The organism is Methanothermus sociabilis, from assembly GCF_055392295.1.
The window spans coordinates 1105353-1126201 of sequence record NZ_AP042467.1 but is presented as its reverse complement, the minus strand read 5'-3'; the positions used below and the strand labels follow the sequence as shown (position 1 = coordinate 1126201).

Here is a 20849-nt window from a genome sequence, read left to right as displayed (position 1 = left end):
AATTGCCAGCAGTCCCAGGATCAGAAGCACTCCAAGGAATTATGCATGTAGTTTCACAAAGCCTCCTAATCCCAGCAATAGTAACATTGCTGGCATTTGTTGCTTATAGTGTAGTTGCACTTGGAGGATTGATTGCTGAATATGTTGGAAGGGTTAGAGTTGATGTAGATGAGATAAAGGAAGCCATATACAACATCTCAAATCCAGGGGATCCAAAGGAGATAATAGAGATAATAAATAATTCAAAGCTCCCAGAGAGGCAAAAAGAAATATTAACAGATATTGCAAACACAGAGGACTTAGATTCAAGGACAAGAGAAGCACTTGCAAGGAGATATGTTGAAGGAGAAGAATTGAAAGCCATGAAATCTGTTGAAATAACAGATTCAATAACAAGGCTTGGTCCACAGGTAGGACTCCTCGGAACTTTAATTCCAATAGGTCCTGGATTAGTTGCTTTGGGAGCCGGAGACATAACTCAGCTAGCAAATCACTTCTTAGTTGCTTTTGATGCAGCAATACTTGGACTTGCTTCAAGTGCAATCTCTTTCTTTGTATCAAAGGTTAGGAAAAGATGGTTTGAGGAATATCTGGTTAACTTGGAAACTCTGGCTGAGGCTATATTGGAGGTGATGGAGAATGTTGAGAAGGAGAGGGAGAAGGAGATTGAGCGATTATCACCATGAAGAAGATCCACTTAGTGGAGCAATAAATTTTGTTGATTGCATGTTTGTGCTTGCAATGGCATTCGCTGTATTCTTCATCATGGCATGGAACATGCAAAGCCTTGTTTTTGCAAAAATGAGTCTACAAGAAAAAAGAGAATTAATGGAAGCTGTAAAGAAAAGTATTGAAGTTAAACAGGGAAAAGAGCTGAATCAGACTCCTGAGGTATCTAAAGGTAGTGGACAGGGATATGCTGAACTGGGTACAGTATACAAAGATCCTAGAACTGGAAAGCTCATATTGGTTCAAAAATGATAGAAGTAATACCTGTCTTAGATATTAAAGATGGAATTGCAGTAGCTGGCAAATCTGGAAAAAGAGAAACATATACTCCATTAAAAACCATTTATTCAAGATCGCCGGATCCTATAGAGATTGCATTATCATTAAGAAGACAGGGAGCTAGACGAATATATATTGCAGATTTAAATGGAATAGAGAGAACTGGCAATAATCTAGAGATTGCAAAGAAGATAAATTATATTATTCCAACAATGCTTGATTTTGGTGTCAACGATTTTAAAACATTTAAATTTCTTTTAAATTTTTCAAGGCAAGTGATAGTAGCTACAGAAACTTTAGAAAGTTTTGAAGAACTAGAAAAAATTGTTTCAAAATTCCCTACAAGTAGAATTGTTGTTAGTGTAGACATTAAGGATGATAAATTATATTCAAAAAATTTAGATATTTCCCTGATTGATTTTAGAGATAAGCTTTTAGATCTTGGTATATCTTCCGAAATAATATTGTTAGATATTAGTAGAGTAGGTACAGAGAAGGGTATTAATGAAAATATTATAGAAATATTTAAAGATTTAAAGGATAAATTGATTTTAGGAGGAGGTATAACACTCAAGGATGTTCCAAAAATAAAAAATTTCGGAATAAAAAAAATATTAGTAGGCACAGCATTACATAAAGGTGAATTTCCGCTTTATATTTAGAGACCTAGAATTATTGGTAAAATTATAAATGGCAGTAATCCACCCACAAAAAATATAATTAATCCTAAAGAAGTGTACATCGGCTTATCATCCATAACTCCTGTACACATTAATAATATACCTATTAATCCTAATATAAATGGTATAACATGTGAATAAAACACTAAACCAATAGCTCCTTTCATTTTATCACCGCTAATATTTTTTAAGGATTTCATCAACATCCATTCTATCTAATATTGATGTTAGTTTTTTTGGTGTAGAGTAAGTTACAGGATGTTTAGGGACTGCTTTACATATGTCGGGACTTTCACAAGATATTTCATATGTCCCTATTTTTTCAGCTATCTTTCGTATTTCAGTTTTATCCATACCAATAAGTGGACTTAAAATTGGAATTTCAATTCCATAATGTGTTGTAAGTATGTTTGGCAATGTTTGTGATGCAACCTGGCCTAAACTACTTCCATCTACAATTGCATGTGCATTTTTCTTCTTTGCAATTTTTTCTGCAATTTTATACATTAAATGTCTACATACAATACATGTTGATTTTCCTGCAATTTTTTTAATTTTTTTAAGGACATCGCCATATTTTAGAATTAATAATTCGAATTCTCCACTAGAGTATGATTCTAAAACTTCTGAAATTTTTTTAACTTTTTTTATATTTCCATCTATTGTAAAAGGTCGTATATCAAAATGTAATGCAGTTACAGAACATCCTCTTTTCATCATAAGATATAAAGCCACAGGAGAATCAATACCTCCTGATAACAACCCTATTACTTTACCTTGGGTTCCAACAGGCAAGCCACCTGGTCCTTCCACAATTTCATGATATATATATGAGTTCTCATGTCTCACTTCAATGAAAATTTCAATGTCAGGATTGTCTAAATCTACCTTTGCACCAGTTTCTTTAACTACTACATCTCCAGCAAATTCTGCTAGATCCTGACTAGTAAATTCATGATTACCTACCCTACGTGGTCTTATTGCAAATGACATTTTTTTATTTATCCCTAATCTCCGTACATAATCTACTAATTTATTTTTTATTTCATTGAATTCTGCAGATGTTTTGATGGCTGGAGAAAACGATACGATTCCAAATATTCTTTTTAAAGATTTTAAAGCCTTTTTAAAATTTTTTGGATAAATAAATATTCTACCGTCTTCAATATAGATATCTGCATTTAAAGAAGATTTGATATTTTGAACCAATTTATTTTCAAATTTTTTTCGCACTTTTGGACTTTTTATACCAATTTCACCATATCTTGCAATTATAAGATCATAAGTAAAATTCTCCATTTTCTATCCTCTTTTTTAGTTCTAAAGACAATTTTTCTGCTCTCTTTATGTCAGATTGTCTACATGTAACTGGTATTTTAGCTGAATTAAATTCAACAACGCCAGTTTTCATCTCAATGGCCTTACAATGATGTGCACATACTGAACAGCCAAAACATTTTTTAAAGTCTATACCTTCTTTAGGTTTAAAGGCATCTGTAGGACAGATTTTTTCAATTTTACATTCTTTACACTTTAAACATTTATCTTTTTTATATTTAGGTCTTTTATCCACACCATTCCAAACATCAGCGTAAGTTATTTTTCCTATTTCTCTCCTATCATTGACATCTAATATTGGTAATGGTATTTTTGAATTTTTTATTAATACGTTGTTTAGAATTTTTTTGTTAAGTATGGGAATTGGAATTGCAATAGTATTAAAAATCTCTGGCCCACTGCCGGTTTTAAATCCACCTATATAGTAGCTTTCCATGTCTTTCATTTCTGCCATTATCATCAAGTTTGGTTTCTTAGAACTTCGTGTCCCCAACCCTAATATTATGGCTTCTGATCCATTTAAAAGTGCCTTAGAGCCAACATTTATTACATACATTTCAGGATCATTTTGCAATGGATTTAATTCACCACATCCTGAAAATGATAATTCTTTGAAAGGACCTCTCAATCCAGTAACACTAAATATTGTTTTTTTAATTCCTTTTTTAGAATTTAAAAATGCAGAATAGTTTTGAAATGCCATCCTTGTACCTAACATCTTTGATGTTTCCATATCTTCGATGTTTATTTCTGTTTCTATCTTTCTACCTTCAATCGTTTTTGCTTCAATCTGTATATTTTTTCCTTCGATAATATCTTTGAATAAAAATCCTCCACCATAATTATGATCATAAATGCTTTTAGATGTCCCATAAACAATTAAGTCAACAGAACCAAGATTTTCATTAGGACAAGGGCCTGGAAACCCTGGAACACCATTTAAATAAATTTCTTTTACTTTTCTAAAAGCACCTGGCTCAGAAATTTTAAAATGAAAAATTGCAGAAGTTCCTGACATTATTCCACAAGTACCAGTTGTTACTACATCTACATCTTCCACTGAAACTTTTGACATCTTTTTAATTTCAGAAGCTGTAAATACCTGAACATCTCCTTTTTCAATTTTTTCATTAATTTCCGATATGCTTTTCAACTTATCACTATTCATTTTGATTCTTTTTCAATAATTTTATAAACAAATTCCAGTATATTTCTAATGTTTTCTTTTATAGCACCTCTTGCTATGTTTTCTCTTCCGCCTCCGCCTCCTCCAAATTTTTCGGTTATCTTTTTCATGAATTCATTGGCTTTAATGCCTTTTTCTATAGATTTTTTGGATACCATAATCACTAGATTTTTGTTTTTATTTCCTAATAATACAAAATCTATTCCATCTTTTATAAACTCTGATGCAATTGTTTCTAATTCTTTCATACTTGCATCTAATTCTTCACAAACAACTTTTAAATCATTGATCTTTTTAATTTTTGATTTTATAGTTTTAATTTTTAATTTTGCGATTTCTTCTTTTAGTCTTTCTATTTCATTTTTAAATTGTTTCCATTCCTCAAAAAATCTTTTACAAGTTTTAGGTAGAATCTGTGGTTCAACTCTGAAGATTTGTGCACTTTTTAATAATAAATCTTCATAATGTTGTACAAAATCTACGGCAGAATCTCCAACAGAAAATTCTAATCTTTCAACACCGTCTTGGATCCTTTCTGTCCTATTAATTTTTATAAAACCTATGTCACCAGTATATTCTACATGAGTGCCTGCACATGCTTGTACATCAACTCCTGGAATTTCAACAACTCTTATTTTTGATCCAGGAATAACCCCACCCTGATATAATATAAAACCATATTTCTTTTCTGCAGCCTGTCTATCCATCCATTTAACATTTACTTTTATATTTTTCCTTACATATTCGTTAGCTAATTTTTCAATTTTTTTTATTTCATCCCTACTTAGGCGTTTATAATGGGATATGTCAAGACGAGAAGCTTTTATACCTTTTTTAGCTCCAGCCTGCCATACATGGTCGCCTAATATTTTTCTAGCAGAAGCTAACAATATATGTGTCGCTGTATGGTTTCTTGTTAATTTTACACGTCTTTCCCAATCAATAATTCCTTCTACATTTTTTCCAACTAAATTTTCAACATTATCTGTGTCTAATTCATGTAAAATAATATTATTAACTTTTGTAACGTTCTTTACATAAAATTTCTTTCCATTGACCACTAAATAGCCTCTATCACTTGGCTGTCCTCCTCCTTCAGGATAAAATAAAGTTTTATCCAATATAACAGAATTTTTATAACTGCCAATGATCTTTGCATTAAATCTTTTTTCTTTAGGTTTTTCATAAAAAAGAAGTTTTGTTTCAGGAAGGTCTAAATCTATCTTTTTACCTTTCTCTTTGGTTTTTTTACCTTCATGTTGCTCAGCAACAAGTGTATAGAAATTATCAGGCAACTCTACAGATATTCCTTCTTTTTTGCAAATTTCTCTAACAAGTTCTGGTGGTACGCCCTTTGAATCATAAAGTTTAATTAAAGTTTTTAAAGGAATTTTATTTTTATTTTTCCGTTTTAAATCATTTATAATTCTTTTGACAGTCTTTTTTCCTTTTGAGATAGTTTTTGAATATCTTTTTTCCTCTAATTCAACTACATTGAGAATATGGTCATAATGTTTTTCTATTTCAGGATAATGTTTAGATAAAATGTCTATTTGTATTTCCATGATTTTTTTAAGAGGCATATTTAAGTTTAGTTCATCCATCAGCCTTATAATTCGCCTTAAAACCAAACGAGCTAGGTAACCTTCTCCCATATTGGAAGGAATAACACCATCACTCAACATAAAAGTTAGGCAACGGGTGTGATCAGCAATGGCATATATATTTTCCATTGGACCAATTATATTATTTAACTTGTCAACGGAGATATTAAGTTTATTAGCAACCTTTTTTCTTAATTTCATTAAATCTGATTCCGTTTCTATGTCCATTAATCCTGCTATTCTTGCATTTTCTTTTAATAATCTTTTATCAACGCTTACACCAGTTATATCTTTTAATTTATCTATAAATTGTGGAAAAACCGCATCATAGGCAGTTGGAGTTCCTTGAGATACCCATGCAAATCTTTCTAATCCATAACCTGTGTCTACTATCTTTAAAGGAATATCTTCCAATTTACCATTTGTTTTAAACTGAATAAAAACTAGAGTTGCTAATTCTACACCATCTACACATACCTCATAACAAGGGCCAGCATTTCCTCCTCCTTCCCACCATGATTCAATAAAGGTTATCTTCTTAGGAGAAATACCAAGAGTCTGTAAAAACTCATAACAATATTTTATTGTTTCATTTTTCCAATATATAATCTTATCTTCTTTATTAAATGCATGATGACCTCCCATAGTAAAACATGTGAAATGCCTTCCAGTCCTACCTACATTATCTATATCATTTAAACGTATAGATGGTTGTGAAACAACTAATGGATTTGCTGGTGGGTCTACAATTCCTGACGTTACCCATGGCTGAAAGTTATAAATAGAAGCCCCAACAAGAAAAACGTCATCTCTCCACCGTTTAGCTACTACTGGATAACGAGGTATAATTTTATGTCCTTTTTTTTCGAAAAATTTTAAAAATAATTTCTCTAATTCATATAAATCATAATTTTTTTTTGTTGGAGGGTTATCTATAAACCTATATTCATCACAAGGAGCGTCACCACATGTTTCACGATATTCTAATGACCAAAAGTAATTGCCACAACTTTTGCATTTAAACCTTTTATAACCTAGTTTTTCTAATTCCATAAAAATCACGTTAAAAAATAAGAAAAATAAGGAGGAGTTTTTATCCAAATAATGCTCCTAATCCTGCAGCTGCTTCTTCTTCCTTCTCCTCTTCCTCTTCTTCCTCCTCTTTTTCTTCTTTCTCTTCTTCCTCTTCTTCTTTCTCTTCTTTTACTTCTCCTGCTGGTGCAGGAGCCACTGCTGCTTTTTCAATGGCTTCATCAATGTCAACTTCTTCTAATGCAGCCACCAATGCTTTTACTCTAGCTTCATCTACTTCAGCGCCTGCTGCTTCTAATACTTTCTTTACATTTTCTTCGTTAATTTCTTTTCCAATGCTGTGTAACAACATAGCTGCATATATATATTCCATGAGACATCACCCCTCTTTGTTTTATCCAAATAATGCTCCTAATCCTGCAGCTGCTTCTTCTTCCTCTTCTTTTTCTTCCTTCTCTTCCTCTTTTTCTTCTTTTTCTTTCTTTTTGGTTTTCTTTTTAGTGACTTTACCTTTACGTTTTATTCTTTTACTTAAATCCTCATCTAAAGCTTCGGCTTTTATTTTACTTATTGTTGATGCCAATGATACCATCTGATTATATGCTTTTGAAAGTAATAAAGGTATTGTCTTGGAAGTTATTATGCCAGCATTTACTGATAAGTTAAATGCTTTAGCAGCTGCATTCTGTAATATGTAAGGCATTGTTTCCTTTACATATATTGGAGCATTTACTGATAAGTTAAATGCATGCCTATATGCTTTTTGTATATCGGAAATTGTTTTCTCTTCATCAATACTTAAGATATCTGCTGTGTAAATATCTCCATCTTCATAAACAGCTATTAAATCTACTCCAATTTCTAATGGTTGAATATCTAACCTGTTTAATATTTCCGCGATTTTAGGTGGTATTTCTTCTCCAGCTTTTACAACTACCGTCTCATCTGTTATAACTATTTTACCACCTTCAATTTTAGCAGGAATTCCTGCTTGTTGTAATTCTCCTAATATTGGACCTGGATCAAGTCCGGTATTACACTTAGGCACTACTATATCATTAGGTGCTATCGCTCCAGGTTTAGCTGGTGCAGGAGTTTTGCTTTCATCAAGTAATTTATATAATTTAAATGGATTCATCTTTGTAAGTATGAGTGCTACCTGACCTTCCATATATTTACTTAAATCTTTAACACCATCTTTATTACTTTTTTCTAATGCAATTTTTATCAATGTCTTTTTAGATACTCTGATTACAGCTTCGCCTCTTAGTTTATTTCTTATCTGTTGTAGTTGTTTGGCTGGAATACCTACTAAATTAGCAATACCAATTACAGGATATTGATCAATTAAATTTTTAAGTTCTTCAACCTCTCTTATTTTCCATTCAGCTACATGGGCCATCTACATCACCTTTACTGTTGGTCCCATAGTTGTTTTAATATACACTGACCCTATTTGTGATTCTCCTTTTTCTAAATTACGTTTTATTGCATTAAGCACTGCTTTTACATTCTCAGCTAAATCCTCACTGTCCATATCTCTAGTTCCTACAACTGTATGCACTACTGGCTGATCTTTCACTCTGATTCTCACAGTATTTCTTAATCTTTTTATTATCGGCTCTATATCTACATTGGGTGGCACGGGTTTTGGCATTTTATTTCGTGGTCCAAGTACTGGTCCAAGGAATCTACCTACCCTTGGCATTAAATCTGCTTGTGCAAGGAAGAATTCATATTTTTTTGCAATTTTTTTCGCCTTTCTACGATTTTTTCCTAATTCTTCCAACATTTCTTTATCTATTACTAAATCTGCTCCAGCATTTTTAGCATTTATAGCTAATTCACCATCTGCTATAACGGCAATTTTAATTTTTTTTCCGCGACCCTTTGGCAAAACAACTTCTTCGTTAAATCTTTTCTCAGGATCACTCACGTCCACATCTTTAAGATTTACAATTAAATCCATAGATTCTTTAAAATTTCTTTTTTTACTTATCTTTTTTGCTTCTTTTATTGCATTTACGATGTTATCGTTATCCATCTTAATTCACCACTGGTAATATTACTCCTCAAAGAATTCATCATATTTTCCTTCGTCAATTTCTTTTTGGACCTCTCTAGGATCTTTACCTTCAACCGTTACTCCCATGCTTAAACATGTTCCTAATATTTCTTTTGCAGCAGCTTTATAATCTTTAGCTAATAATGAATCAAATTTCATTTTTGCTATTTTTATAACTTGTTTAATTGACAAGTCACCGACCTTTTCTGCTCCTGGATCTGAAGATCCTTTTTCAATATTTAATTCATTCATTATAAGTGCACTTGTTGGTGGTGTACCTACCTTAATTTCAAATTCTCTTGTTTCAGTGTCTATTATAACTTTCACAGGCACTTTCATTCCTTTAAAGTCAGCAGTCTTCTTATTTATCTCATCGACAACTTCTTTTATATTAACTCCATATGGGCCTAATGAAGGTCCAAGAGGAGGTCCTGGCGTTGCTTTTCCACCTTCTATTAAAACTTCGACTGTTTCTTTAGGCATCAGTCTGCCTCCTTCTGTACTATTCTAACTTGATCAGCCTTAACAGTTACTGGTATTGGCACAGCGGCCTCTATAAGTTCTAAAACTACTTCTTCCTTAGATTCATCAACTCTGATAACTTTTGCTCTTTCTCCTTTAAAAGGACCAGCAATAAGTTCCACTATACTACCTCTCTTAATTGATGTAACTATAGGTTCTGGTTTTAAAAATTTTTCTATTTCTTTAAACTTCACAGAACCTTCAACAATGCCTCTTAGGTGAGGCATTCGAAATATTGGGTTTCTCATGTCTAATTTTGAAGATGATTCAACTAATATATATCCTTTTAATGATTCTGACACTAAAATGGCTGAAATATCTATATCACTATTTTTTACTTTTTTAGTTAACATTCTTGCAACATTTTTTTCCTGTCCTGCTGAAGTCTTGAGAGCATATATTTTTGATTTCATTGACACAGCCTCTCTATATAAATTTTAACCACCCATGAGAGCAACAATCATATTTATAATAAAACCTATTACTCCTATTATTATTATTCCAAGTCCTGTTACTTTGGCGACACTTAAATATTCCTCTTTTCTAGGTTTTCTTGAGACATATAAAACTCTTTTTGCATCTTTGGTAAATTTTAAAACCACTTCTTTGATATTCATGAAATCACCTAAAAGAATCAAAAAAATAGCTATGATATTTTTTCTGTATAGTAATTTCTTTATATATAAATTTTTGGTTTTTTAGATATTTAACGTGCCTTAGTTTTAAAGACTTTGTTTAAGAGAAAATCATCTCTTTCTTTTGCAGTGAGTTTAGTTACATAAAGATTTCCATCTCCATCAATACATTGAACTATAAATTTTCCTCTGTCAGCAAAAATTCTTATACTCCAAGATTTACCTAGAGATTCTCCAAAAACGATGAAAGGTTTGTTACACGGAGTGTCAAGAACTAATTTAGGTTTAAAATCTTCTAAAATTTTTTTAGCATCCATTATTAACATCTCCAATCACAACATATTCAAATAAATATTTGGTAATTAAACAATATAAAGTTTTTAAAACCAAATTTAATTGTTTTATCCAATTATTTTATCCAAATTATTTAAAAAAATCAGTGCATGTGTTACTTTGTCTTCATACTCTCCAGGAGTAGTCGCATTTAAATTTACTTTTTTATATTTTATCCATAATTTCTCTGGTTCACAATATCCCCACTCTAGTATAACTATCGGTATTTTATTTTTTGCAATAGGCATTTCAACCCAATAACTTACGCATTCTTTATTTTCTGAACAATTTCCAAGTATTTTTATCCAATTGATATTTTTTGTAATATTTGTAGCTAAAGATTTCCCTTCTTTTGTAGGTGGATGAAGTATAAACCATTTTGGCCTTCCATAATAAGGCCATCCTTCCCATCCACTATGTATATCAAAAATAGCTGAATATCTTTCTTTTTTTATCATTGGCACTAAATATTTGTTTGCAGCTCTATTTCCAAAATCTCTTCCAGCTTTCCAATTTTTAGCATATTGATCAGGAACATGAATCCAATAAACATCTATTTCTCCTTTAAATTTTTGAGACGATGTATATTTTTTTATTGCATCATAAAATGCCTTATGGGCTTCCCATTCATATGGATGAATTCCAAGTATAAATGCAACTTTTGGCCCTTCTTTATCACTCTTAAATTTATAAACATCTATTTTCGTTTCTCCATAAATTTGCGTGTAATGTGTTGCCCCACTACTCTTCTCTCTAATGATGTGAGAACTTTTGTAGAAAAATAATAAAATTGCAAATAATAAAATTATGATAAAGATTTTCCATTTCATGTTTCAAAGTGAGGATATTTCTTTTGCGGAAATTGTCGGTATATTAGCTTTATTTAAAGCTTCTAATCCTTTATCAATGTCATCTATTCTTATTACTACAATTGCTTTTTCACCTTTTTTCTCTACAAATGCATATAAATATTCAACATTTATTTTGGCATCTTCAAGTATTTTTAATACGGAGTCAAGTCCACCAGGTTCATCTGGTACTTCAACAGCTATTACATCGTTTAATTTAGCAACAAAATTGTTTTTTTCAAGAACTTCTTTTGCCAATTTTGGTTTTGTAACTATCATCCTTAAAATTCCAAATTCTGAAGTATCTGCTATTGATAACGCTCTTATATTTATATTAGCTTTAGCTAATGCATGAACTGCTTTCCTTAATCTACCTCTTTTATTTTCCAAAAATACTGATACTTGCTTTAATGTCATGGTTAAAATGTTTTATATATTCTTTATATAAATTTCACTATGAAATCTAAAAGTATGTTGCAGCATAAAAAAGAAGCTCCTAAGAAGGTAACTTGCGCTGTTATAACATTAAGTGATAGTATAAAAAACAAAAAACAAGATAAGTCTGGTAAAATATTGATAAATGCTTTGAATGAAAAACATATTGTAAAAGAATACTATATAATCCCAGATGATTCAAAAATGTTAAAATCTTTAATAAAAAAATTAGCCAATGACGTTGATGTCATTTTTACAACTGGAGGAACAGGAATTAGTAATAGAGATATTACAATAGAAACTTTAAGGGAAATTTTTGAGAAAGAATTAGAAGGTTTTGGAGAAATATTTAGATATGAATCTTACAAACGATTGGGTAGTGGTGTAATACTTACACGTTCAACCGCTGGTATTTACAACAAAACTCTCATTTTTGCATTACCTGGTTCACCAAATGCTGTAAAACTTGGTGTAAACCTTATAATAGATGAATTAGGACATTTTGTCAAGCATGTGAGAGAATAATATTAATCCATAAGCTCATCAGCTGTTAAAATAACATCCAATTTGATGCCTTCTTTTTTAAATTTCTCTATTGCACCTTCACCACGATCTACAACAACTATTGCTCTTTCAACTTTAGCTCCTGCATCTTCAATAATCCTAATAGACCTCAATAATGAATTTCCTGTGGTTGTTACATCTTCAATCACTACAACTTTATCATTCTTACTTAGATCTCCTTCCACAAGTTTAGATGTTCCATATTTCTTTTTTTTCTTTCTTATAATAACAAATGGTATATTTGCCTTCAATGATACTGCAGTAATTATTGGAATCGCACCAACTGCTGGTCCAGCTATTTTTTGGATATCTAAATCTTTTATTTTCTTTACTATAATGTTTGTTAAAATTTTTAAAATTTTTGGATAAGTGATTGCTCCTTTTACATTTATATAATAGTTACTTTTTTTTCCAGAAGATAATGTGAAATTTCCAAATTTAACAACGTTTTTTTCTTTAAATAAATTTATTAACATGTCTTTATCATTTATATTTTTGATTCTTCTACCTGGTTTTTTGTAGCATATTCTACAAAGTCCTGCTGCAGGTATGTAACATTCCCCACATACAAGTCTCCCACACAACCTACAGGTATGAAGTATTCCTACATTTCCACAAATGTTGCAAATACCTTTTACTTCCACACAGAATCCCTCAAAAAAATTAAAAAATAAATGGGAAAAATTTTTATTTCAATGTTCCTTTTAACAATATCTTATCACCAATTTTATCAACCATTTCATATGGCACTATTGTCTCATTCTTAGATAACCCTAATCCTTCAGATATACTACCTTTCCCAAGTATCAATGCATCAACCGTATTTGTTTCAATATCTATTTCAACATCTTTAACTTTACCTATTACTGTCGCAGAATCATCTAGAACCTCTTTACCTATTATCTCTTCCACTACTCTCATATTATATTACCTCCCAAATAAAATATTTGTGTCGAAACTACATAAAAGAGATTTATAAAGATTATCATAATTAAATTTTTGGGAGAGTGTCCATTGTGGCTTGGAAATATGAAGTAGAATTTATGGAAAGAGAGGAACTTGAAGAATTACAGTTGAAAAGACTTGAAGAAACTTTAGTTAGAGCTTATGAAAATGTTCCATATTACAAAGATAAATTTGATAGTTTAGGGATAGAACCTGAAGATATTGAAACATTAGATGATCTAGAAAAATTACCTTTCACAACAAAAGAGGATCTTCGCAAGGCATATCCATTTGGAATGTTTGCAGTTCCAAAAAAGGAAATTGTTGAAATACATACAACATCTGGTACAACAGGTAAGCCAACAGTAGCTGGTTATACTGAGAAAGACATTGAAATATGGTCTGAAGTAATGGCAAGAGCATTATCTATGGCATCAGTCACAAGCAAAGACTTAATACAAAATGCATATGGATATGGATTGTTTACAGGTGGCTTAGGGGTTCACTATGGTGCCCAAAAGATAGGAGCAATGGTAATTCCAATATCTACAGGTAATACAAAACGACAAATTGAAGTTATGCGAGATTTTGGGACAACTGTGCTTACCTGTACACCATCCTATGCGTTATATTTAGCTGAGACTTTGAAAAAAGAAGGTTTAAGTTTAGATGATATAAACTTAAGAATTGGAATATTTGGAGCTGAAATGTGGACAGAAGAAATGAGAAAAAAAATTGAAAATCGTTTAGGTTTGACAGCACTTAATATATATGGTTTGACAGAAATTATAGGTCCAGGGGTTGCACAAGAATGCATGCAAAAAACAGGTCTTCATATATTTGAAGATCATTTTTATCCAGAAATAATAGATCCAAAAACTGGGAAAAGACTACCACCTGGAGAAAAAGGAGAATTGGTTATTACAACATTGACAAAAGAGGCAATGCCAATGATAAGATTTAGAACAAGAGATATAACTTCATTGTTTGATGATGAATGTAAATGTGGAAGGACATTGAGAAGAATAAGTAGAATAACTGGAAGAACTGATGACATGATAAAGGTAAGAGGTGTAATGGTATTCCCATCACAAATTGAGAAAGCACTTTTAAAGGTGGATGGCCTGGAACCTCATTATCAAATTGTGATAACTAGGCCCCATTATTTAGATGAAATGGAAATTCGCGTTGAAACATCTCCTGAATTGTTTTCAGATGAAGTTAAAGAAATGGAAAAAATTAAGAAAAAAATTGAAAAAGTTGTACATGAAGAGATAGGGTTACGAGTAAATGTAACATTAGTAGAACCAGGAACTTTACCAAGAAGTGAAGGTAAGGCCGTAAGAGTTATTGATAAGAGAAAATTCAATTCATAGAGAGGTGATAAATATGGCAAGGGTAAGGAGACGAAGAGCAAGAGACACATGGAAAGAGAAAAAATGGTATACTATTCTCAGTCCAAAATATTTTGGAGAAAAAGAAATAGGATTAACACCTGCTAGGTCTCCAGATTTAGTTGTTAACAGAACTGTAGAAGCAACTGTAAGAGAATTAACAGGTGATTTTTCAAAACAATACATGAAGTTAAAATTTAGAATAAACGATGTTACAGGAGATGTTGCAAAAACAAAATACATTGGACATGAAATGACAACTGACTATGTAAGAAGTTTAATTAGAAGGGGAACAAGTAGGGTCGATGCACCAGTGATTGTTAATACCAAAGATGGATACAAGATAAAAGTTTATACTTTAATAATAACAGCAAGACGTACTAAAACTTCACAACAAAGAGAAATTAGACGTATTGCACAAGAAAAAGTGTTAGAGTTAGCCGCTGAAAGAACACTAGAAGAGTTTATTAAAGATATGATAGATGGTAAAATATCTTCCGAAGTACAGGAAAGTGCTAAAGTCATATATCCAATTAGGAGAGTAGAAATTATAAAAACGAAGGTTTTAAGCGAACCTGAAGAAAAATAGGGAATTGTAATGTGGGATATATTCTTTTGTATTAGCATTGGCATCATAACATATATAAGAAAAGATTTAGACTTAGCAGGTTCTGTGTTAATGGTAGTTTTGGGACTCTTAATTCTGTTTGCTGCAGGATTTAATTGGCTTTTAATTTTATTTATTTTTTTAATTTTAGGAATAATTTCGACAAAATATCAAAAAGAATACAAGAAAAAATTAGGTATATATGAGAAGAAAAGATCTATGAAAAATGTTTTATCCAATGGAATCGTACCAGTTGCAATGGCAATACTTGGCAGATATGATAGGTTCGTAGGTGGATTTATAGGATCTATAGCAGCTGCTACTGCAGACACGATGGCAAGTGAAATAGGTATCATACAAAAACCAAGACTTATAACAAATTTGAAGAAAGTGCCTCCAGGTACTGATGGAGGAGTATCTATACTGGGCACTGTTATTGGAATTGTTGGAGCAGCAATAATAGGAATTTCTGCATATTTTCTTAATGTCTGTCCAAATATTTTATTGTCTTTAAAAGTAGCAATAATTTCTGGAATAATAGGGTCTTTCACAGATAGTTTTTTAGGAGCTACATTCGAAAGAAAAAATTATTTAACAAATGAAGAAGTTAATTTTCTTGCTACTTTAGTTGGTGCAATTACCGGAATAATGCTCATGTAATTTTTCCTTCTAAAGTGTAAAAAAGGTGTTGAAGAATGAAGTGCATAATATTAATAATTGATGGAATGGCAGATCGACCTACAAAAGAAAATGATTATAAAACACCGCTTCAAGCTGCAAAAACACCCAATATGGATAAAATTGCTGAAGAGGGAATAAATGGTATAATGGACCCAATATCACCAGGTATACGTGTAGGAAGTGATACAGCGCATCTTTCAATATTGGGTTATGATCCATATAAAGTTTATACAGGCAGGGGACCATTTGAGGCAGCTGGAGTAGGAGTTGATGTAAAACCAGGAGATATTGCATTTAGATGTAATTTTGCTACAGTAGATGAAAATTTTGTTGTATTAGATAGAAGAGCTGATAGAATAAGAGAAGGCACTGACAAATTAGCTGAAACTATCAATTCCATGAAATTAGAAGAAGATGTAGAGATAATATTTAAAGAATCAACTGGACATAGAGCAGTTTTAGTTTTACGTGGAGAAAATTTATCTGATAAAATTACTGATGCAGATCCAAAAGTTGAAAATAAACGCGTGAAAGATGTAAAACCATTGGATGATTCATTTGAAGCAAAATTTACAGCTTCAATACTAAACAAATTTGTTAAAAATTCTTATAAGTTGCTTGAGAAGCATCCAATAAATTTAAAACGAATAAAGGAAGGAAAAAAACCTGCTAATATAATATTGCCTAGGGGTGGAGGAAAGGTACCTTCATTAGAAAACTTTTGTGAAAAGTATAATCTTAAGGCCGCCTGTATTGCAGAGACTGGTCTTATTATGGGGATTGCCAGGTTAGCAGGTATGGATGTTATTGAAGTTCCTACAGCAACAGGAGGTACAGATACGGATTTAAATTCTATCGTAAAAACTATACTCAGTACTTTAGATAAATATGATTTTCTACTGGTTAATATTGATGGAGCTGATGAAGCTGGACATGATGGAAATTTTGAAGAGAAAAAAGAATTTATAGAGAGAATTGATGAAGTTGTAATTAGTAAAATTTTAAATTGTGAGGATATATGTTTGGTACTTACCGCAGACCACACAACTCCAGTTTCTGTAAAAGATCATACTGGAGATCCTGTTCCAATAGTTATAAGATGTCCTGGTGTAAGGATTGACGATGTCAAAAGATTTGATGAAATTTCTGCATCTAAAGGTGGTTTGGGCAGAATCAAAGGTTCAGATATAATGAACATAATTTTAGATTTAACCAATAGAAGTGAAAAGTTTGGGGCATGAGCATGTCATTATTTGGAACCTCTGGAATAAGAGGGAAGATTAGATCAAAAATCACGTCTGAATTAGCACTAAAGGTCGGAAAAGCAATTGCAACTTATGTTGGTGGAGGTAAAATTGTAATTGGACATGATCCAAGGACTTCAAGTGAAATGCTAGTTAGTGCTGTTGCAGCAGGCTTAATGGAATGTGGATCTAAAGTTATAAGAATTGGAATGGTACCTACACCAGCATTAGGATATGCTGTCAAAAAACTTAATGCAGATACTGGTGTCATGATAACTGCTTCCCATAACCCACCAGAATATAATGGCATAAAGGCCTGGAATGCCAATGGAATGGCTTATACACCTTCACAAGAAGATGAAATTGAAAGAATAATTCATGATAATGATTTTGATGAAAAAGAATGGGATAAAATTGGCAATATTAAAGATGCAAAGATAATAGAAGATTATAAAACTGATTTAATAAATTCTATAGATATAAAAAATGAGTTAAAAGTTGTAGTGGATGCTGGTTGTGGAGCTGCATCTTATGTAACTCCTTATGTCTTAAGAGAACTTGGATGTGAAGTAATTACTTTAAATTGTCAGCCAGATGGATTTTTCCCAGGTAGAAATCCAGAGCCTACAGAAGAAAATTTAAAAGATTTAATGGAGACTGTTAAGGCAGTTGGAGCAGATATTGGAATTGCACATGATGGGGACGCTGATAGAGCAGTTATAGTAACTGACGAAGGAAAAATTGCAGATTTTGATAAATTGTTAGCTTTAGTTTCCAAAAAATATGGAGGAACCATAGTTACAACAGTTGATGCATCATTGTGCATTGAAGAATGTATGGAAGAAATTGGTGGAAAGGTTATCAGAACCAAAGTTGGAGATGTAAATGTTGCTAATGAAATAATGAAGCATAATGCAAGCTTTGGTGGTGAACCATCTGGCACATGGATACATCCTACTTTTTCTCTTACTCCGGATGGTATTTTTTCTGCACTACGCGTTGTTGAAGTTATAGACAAAGAAGGGAATTTATCTGATTTACTAGCAGAGATTCCATCATATCCTAATATTAGAGACAAAATACAATGTCCTGACATGCATAAAAAAGAAGTCATGAAAATAATAGAACCAAAACTAAAGAATGAATTTCCAAAAGCTAAAATAGACAAAATCGATGGAATCAGAATAACTTTGAAAGATAAAAGTTGGATATTAGTTAGACCGTCTGGTACAGAACCTTACATCAGAATTAGAGCTGAAAGTAGGGACAAAAATAAATTAAAAAACATATATAATAAGGTTCATTCTATCGTAAAAAAAGCAATAAATACGGTGGTTTCATGCAAGCAATGATATTAACGGCTGGAGAAGGAACTAGAATGCGACCACTAACATTGACACGTCCTAAAACAATGTTGCCAATTTCTGGGAAACCAATACTTCAATATAATATTGAATCTATAAGGGACGCAGGGATCGACGAAATATTTTTAGTTGTAGGTTATAAAAAAAATGTAATAAAGAAGTATTTTGCGGATGGTAAAGAATTTGGTGTAAAATTATCATATTTGATTCAAGAAAAACAATTAGGTACTGCTCATGCTATTGGAAAAGGAAAAAATGTAATTGATGAGGAATTTATAGTTGTAAATGGTGATGTAATAACAGACCCAAATTTAATTAAAGAAGTTATCAATTATTATGAAAGAAATACGCCTGATACTCTTCTTCTTTTAACAAAAGTCAAAGATCCTAGTTCTTTTGGCATTGTAGAATTAGAAGATGACAAAGTTAAGAATATAATTGAAAAGCCAAAACCTGAAGAGGCACCAAGTGATCTTGCAAATGCAGGAATATATATTTTTAATCCTATAATTTTCAATTATATTGAAAAAACTCAGAAATCTCCACGTGGTGAATATGAGATAACTGACAGTATTATGATGGAAATCAAAGATGGGATAGATGTTAGGGGTTTTGTATCTAAAAAAAGATGGATAGATATAGGTAGACCATGGGAACTCCTCAATGCTAATGAGGAAATGATGAAAAATATTAAAACAAAAATTGAAGGTGAAGTCGAAGAGAATGTACATATTAAAGGTCCAGTAGTGATAGGCCGAGGTACAATTGTTAGATCTGGCACTTATATACAAGGACCTGTTTATATAGGAAAAAATTGTGATATTGGGCCAAATTGTTATATAAGAGCATATACTTGTATATATGATGGTGTAAGTATTGGGAATGCTGTAGAAATAAAGAATTCAATAATAATGGAAAATACAAATATTAATCATCTCTCTTATGTTGGAGATTCTATAATCGGTGCTAATTGTAATTTTGGAGCTGGAACTAATATTGCCAATCTTAAATTCAATGACAAACCTGTTAAAATGAATGTAAAAGGTGAAAGAGTATCTACTTCCCGTAGAAAATTAGGAGCTGTTTTTGGTGATAATGTAAAAACAGGCATAAATTCTGGATTTAATCCCGGGGTTAAGATAGGCATGGATTCAGTTATATGGCCTAATGCATTAATAGATGAAGACGTTGATTCTAATAAGGCAGTTATAGTACAACAAGAAAAGCAAATAGTTGACAATTTCTTAAAAAGTGATTCTTCATGGTCAAAAAAAGAAAAATAATAGAGAAAATAAATCCATACGTTCCTGGAAAATCTATAGAAGAAATAGCTAAAAAATATGGGTTGAAAAAAAACGATATTATAAAATTAGGGTCAAATGAAAATCCATTAGGACCTTCTCCAAAAGTTATTGATGCTATAAAACAAAATCTTCATGAGATTCATAGATATCCAGAATCAAATATAAATGATCTCAAAAAGGCCATTGCTTCATATTCAGGTGTATCAGAAAACGAGATTATAGTGGGTGGAGATGGAGCAGATGAGATAATTGATTTGCTTGGTAAAACTTTTATAGAGCCAGGAGATGAATTTATTGTGCCACTACCTTCTTACACATATTATGAATATGCTTTAAAACCTTATGGTGCAAAACTTGTACCTGCATCTTGGGATATTAAAAAAAATAAATTGAATGTAGACTCTGTCCTTGAAAAAATCACAAATAAAACAAAATTGATATTCTTGTGTTCTCCCAATAATCCAACTGGTGGCTTAATAGATAAAAAAGAAATAAAAAAAATTCTTGAGTCAACTTCAGCATTGGTCATTGTAGATGAAGCATATTTTGAGTTTGCAGGTATTAGCAATGTAGATTTGTTAGAAAAATATCCAAATATTTTAATTTTACGTACATTTTCTAAAGTTCTTGGCTTAGCAGGAATGCGCGTAGGTTATGGAATATCAAACCCTGAAATAATTAGTGACATGCATAAAGTTAAGCCAATATTTAGTCTTACGAGACTTTCCTACATAGCAGCTCTCACAGTTTTGAAAGATAAAAAATATATTCGAAACTCTATAAACTACATAATAAAGAGTAGAGAATACTTATATGAGGAGTTGTCTAAATTTAAAGAATTTAAGCCTTTAAAGTCTTATGCTAATTTTATATTAGTTGATATTAGAGATAGCGGAATGACTTCAACAGAAATTTGTGAAAAATTATTAAAAAGAGGTATAATTGTACGTGATTGTAGTTCATTTAGAGGTTTAGATGAATATTGGATTAGAATAACTGTTGGTAAGATCGAAGAAAATAAAAAACTTATAGATACTCTTAAAGAAATATTACATTAGGT

26 protein-coding genes are annotated in these 20849 nt (G+C 31.5%); 11 read left to right on the top strand and 15 right to left on the bottom strand.

Annotation, left to right across the window (positions count from 1 at the left end):
- The first annotated feature begins 2 nt into the window (after positions 1-2).
- The 3 genes from ACZ5LY_RS06115 to ACZ5LY_RS06105 are packed head-to-tail and all read left to right on the top strand — an operon-like array spanning position 3 to position 1670.
- The gene (locus tag ACZ5LY_RS06115) at positions 3-686 is read left to right on the top strand and encodes a MotA/TolQ/ExbB proton channel family protein (RefSeq protein ID WP_464577430.1); all 684 of its coding nucleotides are present in this window, start codon (positions 3-5) and stop codon (positions 684-686) included.
- A complete protein-coding gene (locus ACZ5LY_RS06110; protein ID WP_013413233.1) occupies positions 640-981 on the top strand; it encodes a DUF2149 domain-containing protein in 342 nt (113 codons plus the stop codon). The genes ACZ5LY_RS06115 and ACZ5LY_RS06110 overlap by 47 nt, the downstream gene beginning before the upstream one ends.
- Positions 978-1670 (top strand): HisA/HisF family protein, encoded by a 693-nt coding sequence (locus tag ACZ5LY_RS06105; RefSeq protein WP_013413232.1) that lies wholly within the window; start codon positions 978-980, stop codon positions 1668-1670. The genes ACZ5LY_RS06110 and ACZ5LY_RS06105 overlap by 4 nt, the downstream gene beginning before the upstream one ends.
- On the opposite strand, the gene ACZ5LY_RS06100 is transcribed toward ACZ5LY_RS06105, so the two are convergent.
- From ACZ5LY_RS06100 to ACZ5LY_RS06040, 13 genes are all read right to left on the bottom strand, one after another.
- Positions 1667-1855: a hypothetical protein gene (locus ACZ5LY_RS06100; protein ID WP_148217876.1), complete on the bottom strand. Its 189-nt coding sequence runs from the start codon at positions 1853-1855 to the stop codon at positions 1667-1669. The two genes, ACZ5LY_RS06105 and ACZ5LY_RS06100, sit on opposite strands and share 4 nt — an antisense overlap.
- A gap of 10 nt (positions 1856-1865) precedes the next feature.
- Entirely contained in the window at positions 1866-2987 is a 1122-nt protein-coding gene (thiI, locus tag ACZ5LY_RS06095; protein WP_013413230.1) for a tRNA uracil 4-sulfurtransferase ThiI, read from the bottom strand.
- Positions 2968-4194, bottom strand: a complete 1227-nt coding sequence (locus tag ACZ5LY_RS06090; RefSeq protein ID WP_464577426.1) for a methanogenesis marker 16 metalloprotein — start codon at positions 4192-4194, stop codon at positions 2968-2970. Before ACZ5LY_RS06090 ends, thiI begins: the two co-directional genes overlap by 20 nt.
- The gene (alaS, locus tag ACZ5LY_RS06085) at positions 4191-6869 is read right to left on the bottom strand and encodes an alanine--tRNA ligase (RefSeq protein ID WP_464577424.1); all 2679 of its coding nucleotides are present in this window, start codon (positions 6867-6869) and stop codon (positions 4191-4193) included. Before alaS ends, ACZ5LY_RS06090 begins: the two co-directional genes overlap by 4 nt.
- 40 nt (positions 6870-6909) lie before the next feature.
- Positions 6910-7221: a 50S ribosomal protein P1 gene (gene rpl12p / locus ACZ5LY_RS06080; protein ID WP_464577422.1), complete on the bottom strand. Its 312-nt coding sequence runs from the start codon at positions 7219-7221 to the stop codon at positions 6910-6912.
- A 21-nt stretch (positions 7222-7242) separates the two neighbouring features.
- Positions 7243-8250, bottom strand: a complete 1008-nt coding sequence (locus ACZ5LY_RS06075; RefSeq protein ID WP_464577420.1) for a 50S ribosomal protein L10 — start codon at positions 8248-8250, stop codon at positions 7243-7245.
- Positions 8251-8892: a 50S ribosomal protein L1 gene (locus ACZ5LY_RS06070; RefSeq protein WP_013413225.1), complete on the bottom strand. Its 642-nt coding sequence runs from the start codon at positions 8890-8892 to the stop codon at positions 8251-8253.
- A gap of 21 nt (positions 8893-8913) precedes the next feature.
- Positions 8914-9396: a 50S ribosomal protein L11 gene (locus tag ACZ5LY_RS06065; RefSeq protein WP_013413224.1), complete on the bottom strand. Its 483-nt coding sequence runs from the start codon at positions 9394-9396 to the stop codon at positions 8914-8916.
- Positions 9396-9848 (bottom strand): transcription elongation factor Spt5, encoded by a 453-nt coding sequence (locus ACZ5LY_RS06060; RefSeq protein ID WP_013413223.1) that lies wholly within the window; start codon positions 9846-9848, stop codon positions 9396-9398. The genes ACZ5LY_RS06065 and ACZ5LY_RS06060 overlap by 1 nt, the downstream gene beginning before the upstream one ends.
- A 24-nt stretch (positions 9849-9872) precedes the next feature.
- The gene (locus tag ACZ5LY_RS06055; protein ID WP_013413222.1) at positions 9873-10052 is read right to left on the bottom strand and encodes a protein translocase SEC61 complex subunit gamma; all 180 of its coding nucleotides are present in this window, start codon (positions 10050-10052) and stop codon (positions 9873-9875) included.
- An 89-nt stretch (positions 10053-10141) separates the two neighbouring features.
- Positions 10142-10387 (bottom strand): hypothetical protein, encoded by a 246-nt coding sequence (locus ACZ5LY_RS06050; RefSeq protein WP_013413221.1) that lies wholly within the window; start codon positions 10385-10387, stop codon positions 10142-10144.
- 84 nt (positions 10388-10471) lie between these two features.
- A complete protein-coding gene (locus ACZ5LY_RS06045) occupies positions 10472-11233 on the bottom strand; it encodes a hypothetical protein (protein ID WP_013413220.1) in 762 nt (253 codons plus the stop codon).
- A 3-nt stretch (positions 11234-11236) separates the two neighbouring features.
- Positions 11237-11668, bottom strand: coding sequence for an ACT domain-containing protein (locus ACZ5LY_RS06040; RefSeq protein WP_013413219.1), 432 nt, complete (start codon positions 11666-11668; stop codon positions 11237-11239).
- A gap of 39 nt (positions 11669-11707) precedes the next feature.
- On the opposite strand from ACZ5LY_RS06040, the gene ACZ5LY_RS06035 reads away from it, so the two are divergent.
- The gene (locus tag ACZ5LY_RS06035; protein ID WP_464577415.1) at positions 11708-12211 is read left to right on the top strand and encodes a MogA/MoaB family molybdenum cofactor biosynthesis protein; all 504 of its coding nucleotides are present in this window, start codon (positions 11708-11710) and stop codon (positions 12209-12211) included.
- A gap of 2 nt (positions 12212-12213) precedes the next feature.
- Here the strand turns inward: ACZ5LY_RS06035 and pyrE are convergent, their stop codons facing one another.
- Complete coding sequence (gene pyrE, locus ACZ5LY_RS06030) at positions 12214-12741, bottom strand: orotate phosphoribosyltransferase (protein ID WP_187286196.1); 528 nt, start codon at positions 12739-12741, stop codon at positions 12214-12216.
- A gap of 196 nt (positions 12742-12937) precedes the next feature.
- A complete protein-coding gene (locus tag ACZ5LY_RS06025) occupies positions 12938-13171 on the bottom strand; it encodes a PRC-barrel domain-containing protein (protein WP_013413216.1) in 234 nt (77 codons plus the stop codon).
- A gap of 95 nt (positions 13172-13266) precedes the next feature.
- On the opposite strand from ACZ5LY_RS06025, the gene ACZ5LY_RS06020 reads away from it, so the two are divergent.
- Genes ACZ5LY_RS06020 through hisC form a run of 7 tightly spaced genes read left to right on the top strand, consistent with a single transcriptional unit; the run spans position 13267 to position 20847 of the window.
- A complete protein-coding gene (locus ACZ5LY_RS06020; RefSeq protein ID WP_464577412.1) occupies positions 13267-14571 on the top strand; it encodes a phenylacetate--CoA ligase family protein in 1305 nt (434 codons plus the stop codon).
- A 13-nt stretch (positions 14572-14584) separates the two neighbouring features.
- Positions 14585-15178, top strand: a complete 594-nt coding sequence (locus ACZ5LY_RS06015; protein ID WP_013413214.1) for a 30S ribosomal protein S3ae — start codon at positions 14585-14587, stop codon at positions 15176-15178.
- 9 nt (positions 15179-15187) lie between these two features.
- Positions 15188-15856, top strand: a complete 669-nt coding sequence (locus ACZ5LY_RS06010; protein WP_464577410.1) for a TIGR00297 family protein — start codon at positions 15188-15190, stop codon at positions 15854-15856.
- A 35-nt stretch (positions 15857-15891) separates the two neighbouring features.
- The gene (locus tag ACZ5LY_RS06005; RefSeq protein ID WP_013413212.1) at positions 15892-17118 is read left to right on the top strand and encodes a 2,3-bisphosphoglycerate-independent phosphoglycerate mutase; all 1227 of its coding nucleotides are present in this window, start codon (positions 15892-15894) and stop codon (positions 17116-17118) included.
- The gene (gene glmM / locus ACZ5LY_RS06000; RefSeq protein ID WP_013413211.1) at positions 17115-18473 is read left to right on the top strand and encodes a phosphoglucosamine mutase; all 1359 of its coding nucleotides are present in this window, start codon (positions 17115-17117) and stop codon (positions 18471-18473) included. The genes ACZ5LY_RS06005 and glmM overlap by 4 nt, the downstream gene beginning before the upstream one ends.
- Positions 18461-19768, top strand: a complete 1308-nt coding sequence (gene glmU / locus ACZ5LY_RS05995) for a bifunctional sugar-1-phosphate nucleotidylyltransferase/acetyltransferase (RefSeq protein ID WP_013413210.1) — start codon at positions 18461-18463, stop codon at positions 19766-19768. Before glmM ends, glmU begins: the two co-directional genes overlap by 13 nt.
- Positions 19747-20847: a histidinol-phosphate transaminase gene (gene hisC / locus ACZ5LY_RS05990; protein WP_464577407.1), complete on the top strand. Its 1101-nt coding sequence runs from the start codon at positions 19747-19749 to the stop codon at positions 20845-20847. Before glmU ends, hisC begins: the two co-directional genes overlap by 22 nt.
- Positions 20848-20849: the final 2 nt, after the last annotated feature.

Coding starts and splice junctions, on each gene's coding strand:
- ACZ5LY_RS06110 (WP_013413233.1), top strand. CDS start 640: ATGTTGAGAAGGAGAGGGAGAAGGAGATTGAGCGATTATCACCATGAA.
- ACZ5LY_RS06105 (WP_013413232.1), top strand. CDS start 978: ATGATAGAAGTAATACCTGTCTTAGATATTAAAGATGGAATTGCAGTA.
- ACZ5LY_RS06100 (WP_148217876.1), bottom strand. CDS start 1,855: ATGAAAGGAGCTATTGGTTTAGTGTTTTATTCACATGTTATACCATTT.
- thiI (WP_013413230.1), bottom strand. CDS start 2,987: ATGGAGAATTTTACTTATGATCTTATAATTGCAAGATATGGTGAAATT.
- ACZ5LY_RS06090 (WP_464577426.1), bottom strand. CDS start 4,194: ATGAATAGTGATAAGTTGAAAAGCATATCGGAAATTAATGAAAAAATT.
- alaS (WP_464577424.1), bottom strand. CDS start 6,869: ATGGAATTAGAAAAACTAGGTTATAAAAGGTTTAAATGCAAAAGTTGT.
- rpl12p (WP_464577422.1), bottom strand. CDS start 7,221: ATGGAATATATATATGCAGCTATGTTGTTACACAGCATTGGAAAAGAA.
- ACZ5LY_RS06075 (WP_464577420.1), bottom strand. CDS start 8,250: ATGGCCCATGTAGCTGAATGGAAAATAAGAGAGGTTGAAGAACTTAAA.
- ACZ5LY_RS06070 (WP_013413225.1), bottom strand. CDS start 8,892: ATGGATAACGATAACATCGTAAATGCAATAAAAGAAGCAAAAAAGATA.
- ACZ5LY_RS06065 (WP_013413224.1), bottom strand. CDS start 9,396: ATGCCTAAAGAAACAGTCGAAGTTTTAATAGAAGGTGGAAAAGCAACG.
- ACZ5LY_RS06060 (WP_013413223.1), bottom strand. CDS start 9,848: ATGAAATCAAAAATATATGCTCTCAAGACTTCAGCAGGACAGGAAAAA.
- ACZ5LY_RS06055 (WP_013413222.1), bottom strand. CDS start 10,052: ATGAATATCAAAGAAGTGGTTTTAAAATTTACCAAAGATGCAAAAAGA.
- ACZ5LY_RS06050 (WP_013413221.1), bottom strand. CDS start 10,387: ATGGATGCTAAAAAAATTTTAGAAGATTTTAAACCTAAATTAGTTCTT.
- ACZ5LY_RS06045 (WP_013413220.1), bottom strand. CDS start 11,233: ATGAAATGGAAAATCTTTATCATAATTTTATTATTTGCAATTTTATTA.
- ACZ5LY_RS06040 (WP_013413219.1), bottom strand. CDS start 11,668: ATGACATTAAAGCAAGTATCAGTATTTTTGGAAAATAAAAGAGGTAGA.
- ACZ5LY_RS06035 (WP_464577415.1), top strand. CDS start 11,708: ATGAAATCTAAAAGTATGTTGCAGCATAAAAAAGAAGCTCCTAAGAAG.
- ACZ5LY_RS06025 (WP_013413216.1), bottom strand. CDS start 13,171: ATGAGAGTAGTGGAAGAGATAATAGGTAAAGAGGTTCTAGATGATTCT.
- ACZ5LY_RS06015 (WP_013413214.1), top strand. CDS start 14,585: ATGGCAAGGGTAAGGAGACGAAGAGCAAGAGACACATGGAAAGAGAAA.
- ACZ5LY_RS06010 (WP_464577410.1), top strand. CDS start 15,188: ATGTGGGATATATTCTTTTGTATTAGCATTGGCATCATAACATATATA.
- ACZ5LY_RS06005 (WP_013413212.1), top strand. CDS start 15,892: ATGAAGTGCATAATATTAATAATTGATGGAATGGCAGATCGACCTACA.
- glmM (WP_013413211.1), top strand. CDS start 17,115: ATGAGCATGTCATTATTTGGAACCTCTGGAATAAGAGGGAAGATTAGA.
- glmU (WP_013413210.1), top strand. CDS start 18,461: ATGCAAGCAATGATATTAACGGCTGGAGAAGGAACTAGAATGCGACCA.
- hisC (WP_464577407.1), top strand. CDS start 19,747: ATGGTCAAAAAAAGAAAAATAATAGAGAAAATAAATCCATACGTTCCT.